At 67.9% G+C, this 16,399-nt stretch carries 11 protein-coding genes; 7 read left to right on the forward strand and 4 right to left on the reverse strand.

Annotated features, from left to right (window positions below; all coding sequences use genetic code 11):
• Nucleotides 1-241 precede the first annotated feature (241 nt).
• Nucleotides 242-2,989 (forward strand): exo-rhamnogalacturonan lyase family protein, encoded by a 2,748-nt coding sequence (locus tag FHS98_RS17995; RefSeq protein ID WP_167108649.1) that lies wholly within the window; start codon nt 242-244, stop codon nt 2,987-2,989.
• A gap of 29 nt (nt 2,990-3,018) precedes the next feature.
• A complete protein-coding gene (locus tag FHS98_RS18000; RefSeq protein WP_243848107.1) occupies nt 3,019-5,655 on the forward strand; it encodes a glycoside hydrolase family 2 TIM barrel-domain containing protein in 2,637 nt (878 codons plus the stop codon).
• Here FHS98_RS18000 and FHS98_RS18005 read toward each other — a convergent pair.
• From FHS98_RS18005 to FHS98_RS18015, 3 genes are read right to left on the reverse strand one after another with little or no spacing between them, the layout of a single operon-like run.
• On the reverse strand, nt 5,652-6,614 hold the full coding sequence (locus tag FHS98_RS18005; RefSeq protein ID WP_341786104.1) for an alpha/beta hydrolase: 963 nt from the start codon (nt 6,612-6,614) through the stop codon (nt 5,652-5,654). The genes FHS98_RS18000 and FHS98_RS18005 overlap by 4 nt on opposite strands.
• Nucleotides 6,611-7,375: an L-rhamnose 1-dehydrogenase Lra1 gene (locus FHS98_RS18010; protein ID WP_167108651.1), complete on the reverse strand. Its 765-nt coding sequence runs from the start codon at nt 7,373-7,375 to the stop codon at nt 6,611-6,613. The genes FHS98_RS18005 and FHS98_RS18010 overlap by 4 nt, the downstream gene beginning before the upstream one ends.
• A gap of 19 nt (nt 7,376-7,394) precedes the next feature.
• The gene (locus FHS98_RS18015) at nt 7,395-8,237 is read right to left on the reverse strand and encodes an IclR family transcriptional regulator (RefSeq protein ID WP_167108653.1); all 843 of its coding nucleotides are present in this window, start codon (nt 8,235-8,237) and stop codon (nt 7,395-7,397) included.
• 184 nt (nt 8,238-8,421) lie between these two features.
• On the opposite strand from FHS98_RS18015, the gene rhmD reads away from it, so the two are divergent.
• The 5 genes from rhmD (at nt 8,422) to rhaT (ending at nt 13,293) form a co-directional block, all read left to right on the forward strand.
• The gene (rhmD, locus tag FHS98_RS18020; protein WP_167108655.1) at nt 8,422-9,609 is read left to right on the forward strand and encodes an L-rhamnonate dehydratase; all 1,188 of its coding nucleotides are present in this window, start codon (nt 8,422-8,424) and stop codon (nt 9,607-9,609) included.
• A 13-nt stretch (nt 9,610-9,622) separates the two neighbouring features.
• Nucleotides 9,623-10,480: a 2,4-didehydro-3-deoxy-L-rhamnonate hydrolase gene (locus FHS98_RS18025; protein WP_167108657.1), complete on the forward strand. Its 858-nt coding sequence runs from the start codon at nt 9,623-9,625 to the stop codon at nt 10,478-10,480.
• On the forward strand, nt 10,477-11,226 hold the full coding sequence (locus tag FHS98_RS18030; RefSeq protein WP_167108659.1) for an SDR family NAD(P)-dependent oxidoreductase: 750 nt from the start codon (nt 10,477-10,479) through the stop codon (nt 11,224-11,226). The genes FHS98_RS18025 and FHS98_RS18030 overlap by 4 nt, the downstream gene beginning before the upstream one ends.
• A 67-nt stretch (nt 11,227-11,293) precedes the next feature.
• Nucleotides 11,294-12,202, forward strand: a complete 909-nt coding sequence (locus FHS98_RS18035) for an amidohydrolase family protein (protein WP_167108662.1) — start codon at nt 11,294-11,296, stop codon at nt 12,200-12,202.
• A 2-nt stretch (nt 12,203-12,204) separates the two neighbouring features.
• Nucleotides 12,205-13,293, forward strand: a complete 1,089-nt coding sequence (gene rhaT / locus FHS98_RS18040; RefSeq protein ID WP_167108665.1) for an L-rhamnose/proton symporter RhaT — start codon at nt 12,205-12,207, stop codon at nt 13,291-13,293.
• Nucleotides 13,294-13,332: 39 nt separating this feature from the next.
• Here the strand turns inward: rhaT and FHS98_RS18045 are convergent, their stop codons facing one another.
• A complete protein-coding gene (locus tag FHS98_RS18045) occupies nt 13,333-16,299 on the reverse strand; it encodes a TonB-dependent receptor (RefSeq protein ID WP_167108668.1) in 2,967 nt (988 codons plus the stop codon).
• Nucleotides 16,300-16,399: the final 100 nt, after the last annotated feature.

Here is a 16,399-nt window from a genome sequence, read left to right on the forward strand (position 1 = left end):
GATCCCGCAACGCCTCGTTCGACACCCCCTCCATCATCTCCGGGTGCGTCGCGTAATACGTCCGATCAAACATCGCTCTCTCGCCTTCTCGAATCTCCCCGGACGCGCCGGGCGGCCTCATGGGCCGTGAATGACCATATCATGGGATAGTGTGCCAGCTATTGCAACGACTATCGCACCCCGGCTAGGCTGACGACCAAGACCGGCGCGATCGGCCCGGCCCAATGCCGAGAGGATGTCCATGACCGAACATTCCGTCAGCCGTCGAGATTTCCTCGCGGGCAGCGCGGCCGCCGCCGGAGCCCTCGCCGCCCCGGCCACAGCCGCTGCACCGTCCCGCGCAGCCTTGCCGCAGGACGGGCCGCACTGGCTCGACGGCACGCCGCCCGCGACTCAGGAGGGGCAATGCTGGGGCTATCCCTGGCCGCGCGGCACGCAGCGCGCACACGCCTCGTTCCGCATGATGGGCGCGGACGGGAAGGCCGTGCCGCTCCAGAGCTGGCCGATGGCCTGGTGGCCCGACGGGTCGCTCAAATGGACCGGCCACGCCATTCCCGCCGATACCGCGCTGACCGATGGTCTCCGCATCGAGCCCGGCCGCCCGGTGGCGCCCGCCGCGCCGGTCGCCGTCGCCGAGCAGGGCGATGCCATCGAGGTCTCCAGCGGCCCGCTGCGCTGGCGGATCGCACGCTCCGGGCCGGCGATCATCCTCTCCGCCCGCAACGGCCAGCGCGAGGTGCTGCGCGACGTCCGCCTCGTCGCCACCGCGCAGGACCGCCCGGACGAGGAGGACGGCCCCACCCCCACCCTCTCGCGCTACGAGAGCGCCATCGAAACGGTGACGATCGAGCAGCGCGGGCCGGTCCGCGCGGTGCTGAAGGTCGACGGCAAGCATCGCGGCGACGGGCGGGACTGGCTCCCCTTCTCGCTGCGGCTATATTTCCACGCCGGCTCGGAATCGGTCCGCATCGTCCACAGCTTCGTGTTCGACGGCGATCCGGCGAAGGATTTCATCCGGGGCCTCGGCCTCTCGGGCGCGGTGCCGATGACGGACGCCCCGCACGACCGCCACCTCCGCTTCGCCGGGGAGAAGGGCGGGCTGTGGGGCGAGGCGGTCAAGCCGCTCACCGGCCTGCGCCGCGACACCGGCAAGGCGTTCCGCACCGCACAGGTCGCCGGGCTCGCCGTGCCGCCGCTCGACCAGATGCCGGCGCCGGCGCGCGAGGGCCTGCCCTTCATCCCGACATGGGGCGACATCACCCTCTCCCAGCCCAACAGCGACGGCTCCACCATCGTCAAGCGCACCAAGGCCGGCCATGGCTGGATCGACGTCGACACCGCCGGGCGCGCGCCGGGGCTCGGCTATGTCGGCGGCGCCTCGGGCGGCGTGGCGTTCGCGATGCATGATTTCTGGCAGCGCTGCCCGACCCGGCTCGACATCCGCGATGCCGCCACCGACACCGCGCGCTTCACGATCTGGCACCATTCCCCGAGCGCCCCGGCGATGGACCTGCGCTTCTACCATGACGACATGGGGATGACCGACTACGCGACGCAAAACCAGGGGCTCGACATCACCTATGAGGATTTCGAGCCCGGCTGGGGCGACGCGCGCGGCATCGCCCGCACCACCGAGTTCCGCCTCTGGGCGCTCCCCGCGACGCCGGCCCGCGAACGGCTGGTGCGGATGGCGGAGACGATCGCCCGGCCGCCCCGCCTGATCGCCGCCTCGGCCCGCATCAAGGCGTGCGACCTGTTCGGCATCTGGAGCTTCCCCGATCGCTCCACCCCGATGCTCGCCGCCATCGAGGACCGGGCTGAGCGCGAGCTGGATTTCTATCTGGGTCAGGTCGACCAGCGCCGCTGGTACGGCTTCTGGAACTATGGCGACGTCATGCACAGCTATGACGACGATCGCCATGTCTGGCGCTACGACATCGGCGGTTTCGCGTGGGACAACAGCGAGCTGTCGAGCGACATGTGGCTCTGGTACGGCTATCTGCGCACCGGCCGGGCCGATATCTTCCGCATGGCCGAGGCGATGACCCGCCATACCGGCGAGGTCGACGTCTATCATCTCGGGCGCTTCAAGGGGCTCGGCACGCGCCATGGCGTGCAGCATTGGGGCGACAGCTCCAAGCAGCCGCGCATCTCCAATGCCGCCTATCGCCGTTTCTATTACTACCTCGCCGCCGACGAACGCTGCGGCGATCTGATGCGCGAGCTGCTGGGCAGCGAGGCGATGCTGCGCACCGTCGATATCGGCCGCAAGGTCGGCGCGCGGGCGCCGGGCTCGCTTCCGCCGGGTGGCGCGTCCGCCGTCAGCGCCGCCGCGCCGCTGCCCGAGGGGCAGATCTTCCTGCAATTCGGCACGAGCTGGGGCTCGCTGCTCTCGGCCTGGCTGACCGAGTGGGAGCGCACGCACGACACGCGCTGGCGTGACCGGATCGTCAACGGGATGCAGTCGATCGCGGCGCTGCCCAAGCAGTGGTTCGCGGGCGGCGCGACCTTCGATCTCGCGACGGGCCGCTTCCTCGGCCCCGGCGACACGGTGAGCATCAGCCACCTGAACGGCGTGTTCGGCGTGTTCGAGACGACCGCCGAGCTGTTCACCCTGCTCGACGTGCCCGCCTATCGCGAGTGCTGGCTGGACTATTGCCAATATTACAACGCCCCCGAAGCGGAGTTCCGCGCCAAGGTGGGCGCGCCGGGCAAGGGGCGCGGGCTGCGGCAGGCGCATTCGCGCTACACCGCTTATGCCGCCGTCGAGCGCAAGAACCCGGCGCTTGCCCGGCGCGCCTGGACGGAGTTCCTCGGCACCGGCGACAAGGAAGGCCGCAACCAGCACGCCGTCGCGCACAGGGTCGATGGCGCGGCGGTGCTGAAGCCCGTCGACGAGATCAGCCAGATTTCGACCAACGACGCCGCGCAATGGGGCTTGGCAGCGGACCAGAATATCGCACTGATCGGCAAGCTGCTCGGAAGCTGACCGCCGCGGCGGATGACGGAGACACCGGAATGATGCGTACCCCCCTCGGCTGGAGCGCCACGGCGCTGGCCTGCGTCCTCGCCACCGCCGCCCATGCCGCGCCGCGCGAGGACATTCCGCTCGCCACCGGCTGGCGCTTCCAGCTCGGCGATGCGCCGGCGGCGGCCGAGGGAGCGGCGTTCGACGATTCCCGCTGGGAGGCCGTCTCGGTGCCGCATAGCTGGAACCGCATGGGCGGCAGCGCGAAACGCCGCGCGGACTATCAGGATGTCCACGGCGCCGGCTGGTATCGCCTGCACTTCGCCAGCCCCGCCGCACTCAATGGGCGGCAGGCGTGGCTCCAGTTCGATGCCGCGAGCGAGATCGCGGACGTCTGGCTGAACGGCGCCTATCTCGGCCAGCACAAGGGCGGCTTCGCGCGCTTCCGCCTCGATGCGACCAAGGCGCTCCATCCGTCCGGCGACAATGTGCTGGTCGTCCGCGTCGACAACAGCAGCCCGAAGACGCCCGGCTCGCCGACGCGCGACATCATCCCGATGAGCGGCGACTTCCCCATCTATGGCGGCCTCTATCGCCCGGTGGCGCTGGTCCTGACGGCCCCCGTCCACATTGCGATGACCGATTTCGGCGGCCCCGGCACTTACGCCACCGTCACCCGCGCCGACGAGAAGGGCGCCGAGGCCTCGCTCCTCACCCGCCTCGAAAACATGTCCGCCAGGCCCGAGAAGGTGACGGTGGAAGCACAGGCGATCGACCCCTCGGGCAAGATCGCGGCGACGGCATCGAGCACCACCGCCGTCGCCGCAGGCAGCAAGGGCGCGGTGCGGCAGCGCCTCATCTTCGACCATCCCGCGCTCTGGGACGGCACCGACGCGCCCCGCCTCTACCGCCTGCGCGTCACGCTGCGCGATGCGGCGGGCGTGGCGATCGACGAGGTGGAGCAGCCGCTCGGCCTGCGCACGGTGCGGATCGATCCAGACAAGGGCTTCTTCCTCAACGGCCGCCACGTCCTGCTGCGCGGCGTGTCGCGGCATCAGGACAGGCCGGACAAGGGCTGGGCCATCACCAACGCCGACATCGACGAGGATTTCGCGCTGATCCGCGAGATCGGCGCCAACACGGTGCGCCTCGCGCATTACCAGCACGCCGACCGCGCCTATGCCGATGCCGACCGTGATGGCCTTGCGGTGTGGGCGGAGATTCCGCTGGTCGACCGTTCCGCGCCCTGGGATCAGGACGAGACCTCCCCCGGCCTCGCCGCCAATGCCGAGCAGCAGCTCCGTGAGCTGATCCACCAGAATTTCAACCATCCCTCGATCGTCGTCTGGTCGATCGCCAACGAGGTGAACCTCGAAGCCGCCAAGGGCCGTGGCACCTCCCACGCCCGCCCGCTGCTCGAACGGCTGCGCGAGGTGGTGCATGAGGAAGACCCGAGCCGCCCCGCAACGCTCGCCGATTGCTGCGGCTCGATCCCGTCCGAGGCGCGGCCCGGCCTCGATACCGTGGCGGGCATCACCGACGTGATCGGCTACAACCGCTATTTCGGCTGGTACGCCAAGACGCCGGAGGATCTGACCCCCGAGCTGAACCGGCTGCACGCGCTCTATCCGCACCAGCCCATCTCGATCAGCGAATATGGCGCGGGCGGCGCGCTCACGCAGCACAGCGACGATCCGCGCGGCGGCCCCATCGCCGCCTTCGGCCGCCCCCACCCCGAGGAGGTGGAGAATGACGTGCTGGAGCGCACCTGGCCCCAGATCGCGGCGCTGCCCTATGTCTGGGCGAGTTGGGTGTGGAACCTCACCGATTTCTCGAACGAGCAGCGCAACGAGGGCGACCTCACCGACACCAACGACAAGGGCCTCGTCACCTTCGACCGCAAGACGCGCAAGGATGCCTTCTATTACTACAAGGCGAACTGGTCGAAGGTGCCGTTCGTCCATCTTGTCGGCCGCCGCTACACCGATCGCGCGACGCCGCTGGCCGAGGTGAAGGCCTATAGCAACGCCGCGAGCGCGCGGCTCAGCCTCAACGGCCGCGATCTGGGTACTGCGCCCTGCTCGGGCGGCATCTGCCGCTGGGAGAATGTGGCGCTGCAACCGGGCGACAACCGCTTCGTGGCGAGCGCCGCGGGGGCCGCGGACGATGCGATGGCATGGCGCTTCACGGGCGCGGCGAACCGCTGGCGCATCCGCAGCGGCACGCTGACGGGCGGCGCTTCACCGGACGGGACGCTCTGGGCGTCGGACGTGCATGTCTCAGGCGGCGAGGGCCATTTCCGGGACCAGCCCTCGAAGAGCCGGGGCGGAGAGCCGGGGCCGGTCCATGCCGTCGCCGGGAAGGCCGACCAGACGCCCTATGGGAGCTGGCGGAGCGGCCGCTTCTCCTATGCCATCCCGGTATCGCCGGGCCGCTACCGCGTGACGCTCCATTTCTTCGAACCCGATGCCTCGACCAAACCCGGCGACCGGCTGTTCGACGTGAAGGCACAAGGCCGGGCCGTCGCCACCGGCATCGATGTCGCCAAAGAGAGCGGCGGCGCCTTCCGCGCCCTCCAGCGGAGCGTCATGGTGAAGGTGGCGGACGGCCCGCTCCGCCTCGATTTCGTGCCGGTGAAGGGCGACGCGATCCTGTCCGCGCTCGCGGTGGATCGCGTCGGCTCCTAGACGCCGTGGGTTCCGGCCCAGTGCAGGAAGAGGTCCGGCCAGGGAGACGCGCTCCCGTCCGGCCTCTTCAGGCCGAAGCCATGGCCGCCCGTCTCGAAGATATGCATCTCCGACGGCACGCCCGCCGCCTTGAGCGCGGAGAACATGCCGAGGCTGTTCTCCACCGGCACCACCTTGTCGTCCGCCGCCGCCGCGAGGAAGGTGGGCGGCGTGCCGGGCAGGACATGCTGCTCCACGCTATAGGCCGCGAGCTTCGCCGGATCGGCCGACGGCCCGAACATCTGATCGCGCGAGCCCTTGTGGGTGAACGGCCCGGCCATCTGGATCACCGGATAGAGCAGCCCCGCCACCTGCGGCAGGAAGGGTGCAGCATCCGCGGCATCGACCGCAGCATAAACCGGCTCCCGCACCGTCGCGAGGCGCGCGGCAAGATGCCCGCCGGCGGAGAAGCCGATCGCCCCCACCCGCTTGGCGTCGAAGCCCTCGCGGGCCGCCCGCGCCCGGATCAGCCGCATCGCGCGCTGCGCATCCTGCAACGGCGCGTCCGGCCCCGCGGCCCAGCCGTCGGCCGGCAGGCGATAGACCAGCACGAAGCAATGATAACCGGCTTCCGCGAAGCGCCGCGCGATCGCATAGCCCTCGATGCCCACCGCGACGCGGACATAGCCGCCGCCGGGGATCATCAGCAGCGCCGCTCCATTGGGCCTGGCGGGCCGGATATGGGTCAGCGTCGGCTGGGCGACATGGGTGATCGCGGTGTCTTCGGCGGGGCCGTCGGGGCGGCGGCGGACCTCCAGCTCCTGCGGCAGGACATGCGGCGCACCGGGCGCAGCCCCCGGCCAGATGGCCAGGCGATCGAAGTCCCTTGGCGGCGGCAGCGCCGCGCGGGCGCCGCTGGCGAGCGCCGCCATCGCCCCGGCCGCGAGCAGCCCGCGCCGGTCCAGCTCGACCCCGCTCACTGGAGATTCACATACATGCCGCCGTCGACCAGCAGCGCCGCGCCCGTCACATAGGCCGCCATGTCGGAAGCGAGGAACACCGCCGGGCCGACCATGTCCTCCGGCATCCCGAGGCGGCCGAGCGGCGTGCGCTTCTCCATATATTCGCGCTTCTCCCGGTCGGCGAGATCGTCCTTGTTGATCTCGGTCAGGATCGTGCCGGGCAGCAGCGAGTTGCAGCGGATATTATGCTTGCCGAGCGCGATCGCCGCCGACTGCATCAGCGAGTGCAGCCCCGCCTTGGTCGGCGTGTAGTGCGTCTGATACTCGCCGCCGACCAGCGCCGAGATCGACGACACCGCTATGATCGAGCCGCCATGGCCCTGCTTCACCATCTGCTGCGCGGCCGCCTGACACATGAAATAGCCGCCATGCATGTTGACGCGCATGGTCCGCTCGAACGTCTCGACCGGCATGTCCAGGAAGGCGTGGAACGGGCAGATGCCGGCGTTGCTCACCATCACGTCGACCTTGCCGAACGCCTCGACCGCGCGCGCGATGAAGTCGGTCGCGGTGGCCGGCTCGGCGACGTCGCCCCGCACCGCGATGGCGCGGCCGCCCGCCGCCTCGATCGCCGCGACGCAGCTTTCCGCGCCCGCCGTGTCGCGCGCATAGTTGATCGCCACCGCCGCGCCATGCTGCGCCGCGCCGATCGCGATCGCCCGGCCGATGCCGGTCGACGCGCCTGTCACGAGCACGGTCTTTCCTTCGAGAAGCCTCACTCTGCCGAACTCCTTGCTGCTATTTCTGCCGTCTTCCCTGCGCGCGGACCGCGCCGGTGGTGCCTTCCTGCCAGCCGAGATCGGCGCTGATCGCGCGCGCCGTCGCCAGCACCTCCTCGCGCAGCGCCCGCATCCGGCCGTCGTCCATATATTGCGCGGCGCTGGAGACGCTGATCGCCGCCACGATCTTGTCCGACGCATCGCGGATCGGCGCCGCCACGCAGCGGATCTGATCCTCGTTTTCCTCCAGGTCGAAGGCGCAGCCGCTTTCGACATAGCCCTTCATGCGATCGGCCCAGACGTCATAATCGATGGGCATCCCGCCCGCCTCATGGTCCGTCTCGAACAGCCGGCGCCACTGGCCAGCGGGCGTATCGAGCAACAGCGCCTTGCCGAGGCCCGTGCTGGTGAGCGGATGGCGATCGCCGACCCGGCTGGAAATCTCGACACGGCGGCGGCCGGGGATCTTGTCCAGATAGAGCGCGCGCTCATGATCGAGCCTGCCCAGATGCACCGTGTCCTCGGTGGAGGCCGCCAGCGCCTCGATATGCCCGCGCGCGGTGTGGACGAGATCGACCTGCGCCTGCGCGAGGAAGCCCAGATGGAGCAGCTTCGGCCCGAGCTGATACCCCTCGCGCGGCTGGAAGGTGAGGAAGCCGCGGTCGATCAGCGCATTGGCGAGGCGATGCGTGGTCGATCGCGTCAGGCCCATGCGCGCGGAGAGTTCGGCCAGCGCCACCGGGCCGTCGATCACCTGATCCAGCATGTCGAGCCCGCGCAGCAGCGTCTGGCTCCCTTGCGGGCCGGAACGCTCCTCCGCCGCGGGAGCATCCAACTTCTCGTTTGACGATTTCCGTTTCATCAAATAACATCCTATCCCATAAAGTGAGAAAGTAAATCCCTTCCGAGCGGAGAGGCCCGGCATCCATGCACCCGACCTTATCCCATCATCCGGTCAACATGTGCCGTGCATTTCATATTTTGAGATGTCGCGATAGCGGCCGCGCGCCCGCCCCCTTTTCCCCGTCTGCGCAGAAGGACGCCCGATGAGCCTGCCCAAAATCGCCCATGTCCGCGCCTTCGTGGTGCGCGGCGGGGGCGCCGACTATCACGATCAGGGCGAAGGCCACTGGATCGACGACCACATCGCCACGCCGATGGCGCGCTACCCGGAATATCGGCAGAGCCGGCAGAGCTTCGGCATCAACGTGCTCGGCACGCTGGTCGTCGAGATCGAGGCGACCGACGGCACGATCGGCTTCGCGGTGACGACCGGCGGCGAGCCCGCCTGCTTCATCGTCGAGAAGCATCTCGCCCGCTTCCTCGAAGGCCGCGATCCGGCCGATACTGAGAAGATCTGGGACCAGATGTATTTCTCGACCCAATATTATGGCCGCAAGGGCCTGGTCGTGAACGCCATCTCGGGTGTCGATCTCGCGCTCTGGGATTTGCTCGGCAAGCTCAGGCAGGAGCCTGTCTACAAGCTGCTCGGCGGCAATGTCCGCGACGAGCTGCAATTCTACGCCACCGGCGCGCGGCCCGATCTCGCCAAGGAGATGGGGTTCATCGGCGGCAAGCTTCCCCTCCATCACGGGCCTGCGGAGGGCATCGAGGGGCTGCACAAGAATATCGCCGATCTGGCCGAGATGCGCTCGCGCTGCGGCGAGGATTTCTGGCTGATGCTCGATTGCTGGATGAGCCTCGATCTCGATTACGCCACCCGCCTCGCCCACCGGGCGTGGGACGAATGCGGCCTCAAGTGGATCGAGGAGGCGCTCTCGCCCGACGATTACTGGAGCTATGCGGCGCTGAAGAAGAACGCCCCCAAGGGCCTGCTCGTCACCACCGGCGAGCATGAGGCGACCCGCTGGGGCTTCCGCATGTTGATGGACATGGAATGCTGCGACATCATCCAGCCCGACGTGGGCTGGTGCGGCGGCGTCACCGAACTCATCAAGATCGCCAACTATGCCGACAGCAAGGGCGTGATGATGGTGCCGCACGGCTCGTCGGTCTATTCGTACCATTTCGTCATCACCCGGCATAATTCGCCCTTCGCCGAGTTCCTGATGATGCATCCGGGGCCGACCGAAGTGGTCCCGATGTTCGCGCCGCAGCTCCTCGGCGAGCCGGTGCCGGTCAATGGCCGCATCCGTGTGACGGAACTCGACAAGCCCGGCTTCGGCGTCGAGCTGAACCGCGACATTCCCCTCCACCGCCCCTACACGCACTAAGGATACGCCCCTCATGAAGCTCTGCCGCTACGGCCCGCGTGGGCTCGAAAAGCCCGGTGCCGTCGATGCCGACGGCCGCATCCGCGACCTCTCCGGCCTCGTCGACGACATCACCCCCGCCACCCTCGCCACGGCGCGCGCCGCCGACATCGCCTCGCTGCCCGTGGTCGAGGGCTCGCCCCGCTATGGCGTGCCGGTGAAGGGCATCGGCAAGATCGTCGCGATCGGCCTCAATTATGAGGACCATGCGAAGGAATCGAACCTGCCGATCCCCACCGAGCCGGTGATGTTCATGAAGGCGCTCTCCGCCCTCACCGGCCCGAACGACGAGGTGATGCTGCCGAAGGATTCGACCCACAGTGACTGGGAAGTCGAACTCGGCGTCGTCATCGGCAAGACGGCCCGCTATGTCGAGGAAGCGGACGCGCTCGATCATGTCGCGGGCTATGTGCTCGCCAACGACGTGTCGGAACGCTTCAACCAGAAGCAGCGCGGCAGCCAGTGGAGCAAGGGCAAGGGCCACGACACCTTCTGCCCGGTCGGCCCGTGGCTGGTGACGCCCGACGAGGTGGGCGATCCGCAGGATCTCGCGATGAGCCTCGATGTGAACGGCCAGCGGATGCAGACCGGCAACACGCGCACGATGATCTTCACCGTGCAGCAGATCATCGCCTATCTCAGCCAGTATGTGACGCTGTTCCCCGGCGATCTCATCATCACCGGCACCCCGCCGGGCGTCGGCGAAGGCAAGAAGCCGGACGCCATCTACCTCAAGGCCGGCGACGAGATGGCGCTCTCGATCGCAAAGCTGGGCACGCAGACGCAGAAGGTCGTCGCCTGGCGCCACCTCGGCGACGAGGTGCTGGCATGAGCGTCTATCAGGGCCGCTATGCCGGCCGCGCGGCGATCGTCACCGGCGGCGCCTCGGGCCTCGGCAAGGAAGTCGCCCGGCGCATCGTCGCCGAGGGCGGCACCGTCGCGCTGTGGGATCTGAACGCCGACACGCTCGCCGCCACCAGGGCGGAAGTCGGCGCGACGCATGTCGTGGCGCTCGACGTCTCCGATCCGGCGGCGGTCGCGGCTGCGGCGAAGGAGACGGCGGAGGCGCTCGGCAAGGTCGACATCCTCGTCTGCTCGGCGGGCATCACCGGGGCGACCCAGCCCGTCTGGGAATTCCCGGTCGATAGCTGGCAGCGCGTGATCGACATCAACTTGAACGGCCTGTTCTACTGCTGCCGCGAGGTGGTGCCGCACATGCTGGCGAACGGCTATGGCCGCATCGTCAACGTGGCGTCGGTGGCGGGCAAGGAGGGCAACCCCAACGCCTCGGCCTACTCCGCATCGAAGGCGGGTGTGATCGGCCTCACCAAGAGCCTCGGCAAGGAGCTGGCCGGCAAGGGCGTGATCGTGAACGCGCTTACCCCCGCCACCTTCGAGAGCCCGATCCTCGCTCAGCTCCCCCAGAGCCAGGTCGATTACATGCGCTCCAAGATCCCGATGGGGCGTCTCGGCGAAGTGGAGGAATCGGCGGCCATGATCTGCTTCATGGCATCCGAGGAATGCAGCTTCACCACGGCGTCGACCTTCGACACCTCGGGCGGCCGCACCACCTTCTGATCTTTGTGAAGGCGGCAGTTCCCGGCCAAGAAGGAACACCGCCTCCACCGCCCATGGGAGAGGGCCTTTGAACGCGATTCCCTTCGTCGACGCGCATGTCCATCTCTGGGATTTGAGCCACATCCGCTATCCGTGGCTCAGCCCGCCCTTCGACGACAGCGGCCCCAACGGCAGCACCGAGGCGATCGCGGTCGATTATGGCATCGACGAATATCGCAAGGACGCCGCGCGCTGGAATGTGCGTGGCGTCGTCCATATCGATGCCGGCGCGGAACCCGATCAGGCGCTCGACGAGACGGCATGGCTGGAGGGCCTCGCCGCGCGGCACGGAATGCCCAACGGCATCGTCGCCTTCGCACCCCTCCAGGCCCCGAATGTCGACGCGCTGCTGGAGGCGCACGCCGCCCATCCGCACGTCCGCGGCATCCGCCAGATCGTCAACTGGCACGTCAATCCGATGCGGACCTACAATCCCACCGACGTGACGCTCGACGACGACTGGTGGCGCGGCTTCGGGCGGCTCGGGCGCTATGGCCTGTCGTTCGACCTGCAATGCTACGCCCCGCAGATGGCGGGCCTCGCACCGCTGATCCAGCGTCACCCGGACGTCCCCGTCATCATCAACCATCTCGGGATGCCGATCATCTCCGAGCGCGAGGGCATGACCCGCTGGCGCTACGGCATCCGCGCGCTGGCGGCCTGCCCGAACGTGCATATCAAGCTTTCGGGGCTGGGCTTCGTCGACCGCCACTGGACGCTCGACAGCATCGCCCCGGTGCTGCGCGAGGTGATCGACGTGTTCGGCCCCGGCCGCTGCCTGTTCGCCAGCGACAGCCCGACCGACAAGCTGTTCGCCCCGTTCGACGCCTATCTGGAGACCTATCACGCCTTCGCCGCCGACTATAGCGAGGCGGAACGGCGCGACATGTTCGGGCGCAACGCCAACCGCGTCTACCGCCTCGGGCTGGAGCTGTAAGCATGGGTGGCAATCCGTTGCTCGGCGTCGTGTTCCACTGGATGGGAGGCTTCGCCTCGGCGAGCTTCTATGTGCCCTATCGCGGCATCAGGCGCTGGAACTGGGAGATATTCTGGCTGACGGGCGGGCTCTTCTCCTGGTTGTTCGCGCCGTGGCTGTTCGCGTGGTTGCAGACCAGCGACCTCACCGGCGTGCTGGCGCAGGTGCCGCGCCCGATCGTCGGCTGGTGCGTGTTCTTCGGGATGCTCTGGGGGTTCGGCGGGCTCACTTATGGGCTCACCATGCGCTATCTCGGGCTGTCGCTCGGCATGGCGGTGGTGCTGGGCCTCTGCACCGTGTTCGGCACGCTGATCCCGCCGATCTTCCAGGGGGATTTCGGCGAGAAGCTGCTGGTCGGCACCTCGGGACATATGATCCTGCTCGGGCTTCTCGTGACGCTTGCCGGGATTGCCGTCGTGGCGATGGCGGGCGCGCGCAAGGACAGCGCGCTCTCCGAGGCGCAGAAGACCGCCGCCGTCGCCGAGTTCGATTTCCGCAAGGGCATCCTCGTCGCGATCTTCTCCGGCATCATGTCGGCCTGCTTCGCCTTCGGGCTGGCGGCGGGCGAGCCGATCAAGGCGCTCTCCGCCGCCGCCGGCACCGGGCCGTTGTGGACGGGGCTGCCGACGCTCTGCCTCGTGATGGCCGGCGGGCTCGTCACCAATGCGATCTGGTGCGCGATCCTGATCTGGCGCAACGGTTCGGCGGCGCAGTGGCTCGGTGGCAGCGCCGCACGGCTCGATGCGGATGCCCGGCGCGGCGAAGGCCATGCGCCGCTGCTCCGCAATTACCTGCTGGCCGCGCTCGGCGGGACGGCGTGGTATTTCCAGTTCTTCTTCTACACCATGGGCGAGAGCCAGATGGGGCGCTTCGGCTTCTCGTCCTGGACGCTGCACATGGCGAGCATCATCATCTTCGGCACGCTCTGGGGCTTCGCCTTCCGCGAGTGGAAGGATGCCGCCCCCCGCGTCCGCGCGATGGTGTGGAGCGGCGTCGGGCTGCTGGTGATCGCCACGATCATCATCGGCTACGGCAACATGCTCGCCGCCTGACCGGATCGGGCGCCGGAACTTCCCCGGCGCCCGAAACCCTCACATCCTGAAGTTCACGCCGAACGTGATCGTCCGGCCCACCCGCGTCTGGAACAGCGTGTCGTTGCGCACGCTGTCCGTATAGAGCCGGTTCTGCTCGTCGGTGAGGTTCTGCCCCTCGACGATCACCTTCAGGCGATCATTGATGTCGTAGGACATCGACGCATCGACATAGATGGTCGAGCTGTTGCCCTGAAGATCGCTGCCCGGAGAGGCCGGGATGCCGCGGATGAAGCCGTCGCGATAATTGGCCGTGCCGCGGATGCTGAACTTCTTGTCCTCATAATAGAGCGTCGCCGACGCCGTGTTCTTGGACAGGCCGACCAGATCCGCCGTCGTCGTGACGGTCGGCACCCCGTTCACGCTGGCGAGGATATACTGGATCTTCGAGATGACGTGCGTGTAGTTCGCCAGCACGCCGAAGTTCCTGAACACCCCCGGCAGGAAGGTCAGCGGCACCTGCGCGTTCAGTTCCACGCCCTTCAGCGGCCCGCCCGGCGTGTTCTCCGGCTGGGCGATCGCGAACAGCTCGGTCGGCTGCGTGTTGCTGCCGTTCAGCAGCGCGTCGGGAAGCCCGAGCTGGCTGAACGGGATCAGGCTGTTCACGCTCTGAACATAGGTCTTGATATCCTTGTAGAAGAAGGCCGCCGATAGCAGCGAGCCGGGGCGGAAATACCATTCCAGCGCCGCGTCGAAGGTGTTGGCGCGGATCGGATCGAGCAGCGGATTGCCGACGCTGCCGCTGCGCGTGATCGGGTTGACGCTGCTGGTCGGCACCAGCGAGGCAAGTTCGGCGCGCGCCAGCACCTTCGATCCCGACAGGCGGACGAGCAGGTTATGCACCGGCTCGATGACGATGTTGGCGGACGGCAGCCAGTCGTCATAGCTGCGCGTGACCTGCTTGTATTGGCCGCCGAGCCCGGTCGGCGAGGTCGCATCGGCGAGCGGGATATAGGCCGATGAAAGCTGCGCCGTGTGGACATAGCGCACGCCGACATCGCCACGCACGCCGAAGCCGAAACGGTCGCCCAGATCGAACGTGCCCATCGCATAGGCGCTCGACACCTCCTCCAGCACGCGGTTGGAGGTGGCGCCGCACGAGACGTAGCAGCGGCGGCCGGCGTCGAGGTTGAACACCTGGGTCAGCTTGTCGGGATCGATCGCCGCCCAGCTCGACGGCGCGCCATGGCCCCAAAGCTTGTCCACGCCCGTGATCTCGCGCGTGATGTCGGCGAGGCTGGTGCCCGCCGGGAAAGGCGTCACCAGCGTGTCGGCGGTGTAGTAGTTGGTGGTCTTCAGCGTGAAGTCGCTGCGGCGATACTGGGCGCCGGCCTTGAGCGTGATCCAGTCTGTGGCCTTCCACTCCAGATTGGCCTCGCCGGCCAGCCCGAGATTCCTGTTCACCGAAGGCTTGCCCTGCTCGCTGAAGCCGCCGAGCACGGTGCCGTCCGCAAGCGACGGCGCATATTGGAAGCTGTTGGGGTCCGATACGTCGAAGCCGAAGCCCAGCACCGGCGTGCTGCCGTTGCGGCTGTCGATCGAGAAATTGTCGGTGTCGATCGCATCCATGAAATATTGCAGGCGCTCGCGCTCGACCCATTTGGACTCATTGAGGCCCACCATCGCGGTCAGCCGCAGCCGGTCGGTCAGATCGTGGCGGACGTTGAAGTTCGCCTGCTTGAAGGTGGTGACGAAATCGTCGCGCAAACCCTCCGAGCGGACGTCGACGCCGTCGAACAGGCCATAGAGCAGCGATCCGTTCTGGCTGAGATCGATATCCCGCACCGAGGTCATCGGCTGGCCGTTGTTCGAGGCCGATCGGCCGAAGGAGATCGCCTCGATGTAATTGTCGTTCCGCTTCACATGGAAACGCGAATAGAGCAGGTCGAGCGACATGTCCGTCTTGTCGTCGGGCTGGAACTGGAGGCTCAGCGTGCCGCCGATCCGCTCCTGGTTCTGCGTCGAGTTGGTGTAGCGCGGGATGCGCGGCAGGAAGGCCCCGCTGCCCGGCGTGTTCGGCATATCCGCCCGGCGCGCGTTGTAGAGCGCCTGATAGGCGTCCAGCGAGCTGGTGCGCGGATTGCCGGTGCTGCAATCGGTCGCGGTGGTGCCCTTGGCCGGGCTCAGCGCCGGGTTAACCGGTGTCATCCCCACAGGCGAGCAGAAGAAGCCGTTGGTGTTGGCCGACAGGATGTCGACCGCCGAATAGCCGACCTCGCGGATGTGCCGCTTCTGATAGGCGAAAGAGCCGAGGATGCCGAAGCGCCCGTCGTCGAACTTTTTCGACACCAGCACCGAGCCGCGCGGATCGACGCGCTTGGACAGTTCGCCATAGACGCCGCGTATCGTCGCGGAGAGGACGAAATCCTCCTTCTGCGACAGCGGGTGCGGCGCCATCAGGTCGACCGTCGCGCCCAGCGAGCCGTCCTCGACATCGGCCGACGGCGTCTTGCGCACGGTCAGTTCGGAGAAGATCTCGGTCGGGAAGACGTTGAAGTCGAAGCTGCGGCCATTGTTGCCGCCGCCATAGATGTCGGACGATCCGGTCTGGGATGTGCCCTCCATGCCGTTCAGCCGCACCCGGGTGAAGCCCGCACCCAAACCGCGCACCGAGATGTTGCGCCCCTCGCCGCCATCGCCGCGCGCCAGCGCGACGCCCGGAATGCGCTGCATGGATTCGGCGAGGTTGGAATCCGGGAACTTGCCGATGTCTTCCGCCACGATGCTGTCGACGGCGGCGGTTTCCTTGCGCTTCTGGCCGAGCGCGCTGTTGAGCGAGGCGCGGAAGCCGGTGACGACGATCTCCTGCGCGGCGGTCGGCGCATCGGCCGCCTGCCCGCCCGGTTCGACCGCGCCGCTCGCGACCACCTGCGCCCGACCCGGCGACGGCAGCACCATGGCGATGGCGAGCGCCAGGGCCGAAGCCCCCGCACACGCGCACGAACGACCCACAATTTTGGTTTTCATCCGACTCCCCTCCTTGGTCGGAGCGCCTCAAGGCGACTCCCATATTATGGTATATCCATCCACATCATACATGGAAGAAAGTCGTTGGGTAGCCCAAAAA

It is taken from the genome of Sphingomonas oligoaromativorans, assembly GCF_011762195.1.
GTDB classification, from domain to species: domain Bacteria; phylum Pseudomonadota; class Alphaproteobacteria; order Sphingomonadales; family Sphingomonadaceae; genus Solisphingomonas; species Solisphingomonas oligoaromativorans.